The sequence below is a fragment of the Streptomyces sp. URMC 123 genome, assembly GCF_051386515.1.
Taxonomy (GTDB): domain Bacteria; phylum Actinomycetota; class Actinomycetes; order Streptomycetales; family Streptomycetaceae; genus Streptomyces.
This window is the reverse complement of sequence record NZ_JBPQTV010000446.1, coordinates 1-4258: the sequence shown is the minus strand read 5'-3', so window position 1 is coordinate 4258 and position 4258 is coordinate 1. Positions and strand designations below refer to the sequence as shown.

Below are 4258 nucleotides of genomic sequence, written 5' to 3'. Positions count from 1 at the left end.
GGGCCCCGCCCATCGTGCGGGGCCCCGGCAGCGGCGTGAGAATGAAAGACGCCGGACTCGCTCGAGGAGGGTTTCCCATGACTGCTTCCAAGACGTGGACCGTCGAGGTGGCCATCACCGAGGAGGGCAGAGACGTACGGGCGGAGGCCCGGCTGACCGGCAAGGCCCCCGATCACCTGGTCGGCGAGGGCAGCGCCCGCTGCAACCCCGCCGACGAGAACGTACCGGCGATCGGCGACGAGCTGGCCGCGGCCCGGGCCCTGTCGGACCTCACCCATCAGCTGGTGCACACCGCCGCTCAGGACATCGAGTCGCACACGCATCAGCGGGTGCAGCAACTGCGCGTCTGATCATCAGTGCCTCGGCGCCGGGTCCCGGAAAGGCCCGGGAGGCCCAGGACCGTGCGTCGGACCCGGCCGCCCGTGACGCACGTCAGATCGGGCCGCCCGCAGCCGCCCGTGACGCGCGTCAGATCCGCGACGCCCGCAGCCGCCCGTGACGCGTGTCAGACCCGCGATGCCCGCAGCGAGTACATCAGGGGCACGCGGGGCCGGTCCCCCGCGAAGCGGAAGTACCCGTCCCGCTCCTCCAGCTCCGCGTAGCGCTTGAACACCGTCACGTCGTGCTCGTGCAGGAAGTCGACGCGCAGCCCCGCCCCGGCGAGCGCCGACACCACGTCGCCGACGGGGTGCTGCCAGCTGACGCTCCGGTTGTGGACCGTGGCGGCGTCGGCGTCCGCGTAACTGCCGGGGGTGTCGTCGATCCACGGCTCGCGGCTGAAGTAGTCGTACGTGACGCGGGTGCCGGTCTCCTCGTCGAGCATGTCCGCGACGGGGTGGATCTCGGAGAGGTAGAGGAAGCCGCCGGGGGCGACGAGGGAGGCGGCCGTCTCCGCCCAGCGCCGGATGTCGGGCAGCCAGCAGAGCGCGCCGACCCCGGTGTAGACGATGTCGTACGCGGTGTCGGGGACGGCCTCGACCGCGTCGTACACATCGGCCGCGACGAACGCGGCGCGGTCCGGGGTGAGGCCGAGCTCCGCGGCGAGGTCCCGGGCGGCCTCGACAGCCGGCTCGGAGAAGTCCAGGCCGACCACGGACGCGGCGCCCCGGCGCGCCCAGGAGAGCGTGTCCAGGCCGATGTGGCACTGGAGGTGGAGCAGCGAGCGGCCGGTGACGTCGCCGACCTCCGCGACCTCGAAGTCGCGCAGGGTGTCCTTGCCGGCGCGGAAGGCGTCGAGGTCGTAGAACGCGCTGGCCATGTGCAGGGGGACCCGCTCGTCCCAGCGCGCGCGGTTGGCCTCGCGCCACGCGTCCCAGTCGTCGGAAAGGCCGTCGGGAGCGGCGTCGGAGGCACCGCCGGGAGCGTCGTCGGGGACCGGGCCGCGGTCGCCGGCGGGGGCGGTCGGTGGATGCACGGGTCGCACGTTATCCACAGGCTGGGGGCCCCGCCACCCGAATATCGCCCGTACGGCGCAGAATGGGGGCCATGAGCGATACCACCACAGGAGCCACGCCGGGCACCCAGCCCCGCCCCCGCGGCCTGGAGGGCATGCCGGACTGGGAGCTCCGCTTCCGGGCCCCGCGGGTCGGGCTGCCCGACTGGGCGGAGGACGCGCCCCACCGATCGCTGTTCGTGTCGAACGCCACGGGCACCTTCGAGCTGTACGCCTGGGACCGGATCACCGGTGAGCAGCGCCGGGTGACGGACCGGCCGAACGGCACGACGGACGGCGTGCTGTCCCCGGACGGCGAGTGGATCTGGTGGTTCGACGACACGGACGGGGACGAGTTCGGCGTCTGGCTGCGGCAGCCGTTCGGCGGCGGGCCGGACGTACCGGCGGTGCCCGGCCTGGCCCCCTCGTACCCCGCGGGCCTGGCCCTCGGCCGGGACGGCACGGCCATCGTCGGGCGGTCCACGGACGAGGAGGGCTCGACGCTGCACGTGCTGCGGCCCGGCGCCGCGGCGGCGGTGGAGATCTACCGCCACCCCGAGTCCGCGGGAGTGGGGGACCTGTCGTACGACGGGTCGCTGCTCGCCATCGAGCACACCGAGCACGGTGACGCGCTGCACTCCTCGGTGCGCGTGGTGACCCTCGACGGGCGGCCGGTCGCCGAGCTGGACGACACCGAGGGCGGCACGCGCGAGCTGGGGCTCTCGGTCCTGGGGTTCGCGCCGGTCCCGGGCGACACCCGGCTGCTCGTCGGCCACCAGCGGCGCGGCCGCTGGGAGCCGATGCTGTGGGACCCGCTGACGGGCGAGGTGAGCGAGCCGGCGATCGAGCTGCCGGGCGACGTCCAGGCGGAGTGGTACCCGGACGGCGGCGCGCTGCTGATCGAGCACAGCTTCGAGGCCCGCAGCGAGCTGTGGCGGTACGACCTGGGGTCCGGCCTGCTGACCCGGGTGGAGACCCCGGCCGGCACGGTCTCGGGGGCCACGGCCCGCCCCGACGGCTCGGTGGAGTATCTGTGGTCGTCGGCGGCGCTGCCGCCGGAGGTGCGCTCCACGACCGGGCGGCGGGTCCTCGACGCGCCGGGCTTCACGGCCCCGCCGTCGGTGCCGGTGGAGGACGTGTGGGTGGACGGCCCGGGCGGGCGGGTGCACGCGCTGGTGCAGCGGCCGGCGGGCGACGGCCCCTTCCCCACGGTGTTCGACATCCACGGCGGGCCGACCTGGCACGACAGCGACGCGTTCGCGTCCGGCCCGGCGGCCTGGGTGGACCACGGCTTCGCGGTGGTCCGGGTCAACTACCGCGGTTCGACGGGGTACGGCCGGGAGTGGACGGACGCGCTCAAGCACCGGGTGGGGCTGATCGAGCTGGAGGACATCGCGGCGGTCCGCGAGTGGGCGATCGCCTCCGGCCTGGCGGACCCGCGGCGGCTGGTGCTGGCCGGCGGCTCCTGGGGCGGCTATCTGACGCTGCTGGGGCTCGGTGTCCAGCCCGACGCGTGGTCGCTGGGCCTGGCGGCGGTGCCGGTCGCGGACTACGTCACGGCGTACCACGACGAGATGGAGGCGCTGAAGGCGATGGACCGGACGCTCTTCGGCGGCTCGCCGGAGGAGGTTCCGGAGCGGTACGCGGCGTCCTCGCCGCTGACGCACGTGGACCGGGTGCGGGCGCCGGTGTACATCTCGGCGGGGGTGAACGACCCGCGCTGCCCGATCCGCCAGGTGGAGAACTATGTGCGGGCGCTGGCGGAGCGGGGCGTGCCGCACGAGGTGTACCGCTACGACGCGGGGCACGGGTCGCTCGTCGTGGACGAGCGGATCAAGCAGCTCCGGATGGAGATCGACTTCGCGATGCGCTACTTGCCGGGTACGGCGTCGGTGCCGGCGGCGGCTTCGGCTTCGGGTGCGGTGTCGCCTTCGGCGGCGGTGGCCACGGCGGAGGCGGACGCGGACGCGGAGGCCGCCGGGGTGGCGCCGGTGGTGGCGGGCGGCTGAGTGCCCTCCGGGGGGAGGCCCAGGGCGAGATCGCGCTGGGCCTCCACCTCCCGGCGGACCAGCCGGAACCACATGAAGATCGCGAAGGCGGAGAAGACGAACCACTCGCCGGTGTAGCCGAGGTTCTGGAACGCCTTGAGGTCCAGGCCGCTGCCGGGCGCCGCCGCGGGCGGCACGGGGCGCAGCCCGTCGGTGGTCTCGCCGAGGGTGATCCAGGCGTCGTACACCTGGTACGGGACGAGGTTGACCAGCGAGGCGGCGCTGATGACGCCGAGCTGCCCGGCGGGGAGCGCGGAGCCGCCGCCGGTGCCCTTGCTCTCCGAGACCTGGAGGGCTCCGGTGACGGTACGGGTGCCCTGGGGCGGCGCCGGTACGGTGCCGGCCGCCTGGGCCGCGCTCGCGTCGCCGGGCAGCCAGCCGCGGACGACCGGCAGGGCGGTCCCGCCCTCGGTCCGGAACAGGGTGACGACGTAGAAGCCGTCCCGGTCGTCCAGCCGGCGCTCGGGCACGAGGTACTGGGCGGCGGCGTCGTACCGGCCGGTCGCCGAGGCGATCCGGCCGGAGGTCTCCTTGGTCACCGGAAGGAGCTCGGCGAGCGGTTTCGCGCCGGCCCGTTCCTTCGTGTCCTGGGACTTCTGCTGGGACTGGTGGGACTCCACGCGGTCCTCGAAGCGGCCGAGCTGCCAGGAGCCCATGTAAAGGCAGAAGGGCACGCCGAGGACGAGGAAGAGGTTGATGGCCCACCAGCGGGGGGTCAACAGGAACCGGTACACGTCCCCACGGTACGGGGCCCCGATCCGCTCCCCCGGATCGGGGC

Annotated in this window: 3 protein-coding genes and 1 pseudogene; 2 read left to right on the top strand and 2 right to left on the bottom strand. The window is 74.4% G+C overall.

Features of this window, described 5'->3' with window-relative positions; translation table 11 throughout:
• The first annotated feature begins 77 nt into the window (after positions 1-77).
• On the top strand, positions 78-350 hold the full coding sequence (locus tag ACSNOD_RS29045) for a DUF1876 domain-containing protein (protein ID WP_436770054.1): 273 nt from the start codon (positions 78-80) through the stop codon (positions 348-350).
• A 155-nt stretch (positions 351-505) separates the two neighbouring features.
• Here the strand turns inward: ACSNOD_RS29045 and ACSNOD_RS29040 are convergent, their stop codons facing one another.
• Positions 506-1414, bottom strand: coding sequence for a class I SAM-dependent methyltransferase (locus ACSNOD_RS29040; RefSeq protein ID WP_436770053.1), 909 nt, complete (start codon positions 1412-1414; stop codon positions 506-508).
• Positions 1415-1485: 71 nt separating this feature from the next.
• On the opposite strand from ACSNOD_RS29040, the gene ACSNOD_RS29035 reads away from it, so the two are divergent.
• Positions 1486-3441: a S9 family peptidase gene (locus ACSNOD_RS29035; RefSeq protein WP_436770052.1), complete on the top strand. Its 1956-nt coding sequence runs from the start codon at positions 1486-1488 to the stop codon at positions 3439-3441.
• A 146-nt stretch (positions 3442-3587) separates the two neighbouring features.
• Here ACSNOD_RS29035 and ACSNOD_RS29030 read toward each other — a convergent pair.
• Positions 3588-4136, bottom strand: a pseudogene (locus ACSNOD_RS29030) (SURF1 family protein); the annotation flags it as partial.
• Positions 4137-4258 lie beyond the last annotated feature (122 nt).

Bases quoted from the DNA above. Each gene is read 5' to 3' on its own strand.
- ACSNOD_RS29045 (WP_436770054.1), top strand. From the start codon at position 78: ATGACTGCTTCCAAGACGTGGACCGTCGAGGTGGCCATCACCGAGGAG.
- ACSNOD_RS29035 (WP_436770052.1), top strand. From the start codon at position 1,486: ATGAGCGATACCACCACAGGAGCCACGCCGGGCACCCAGCCCCGCCCC.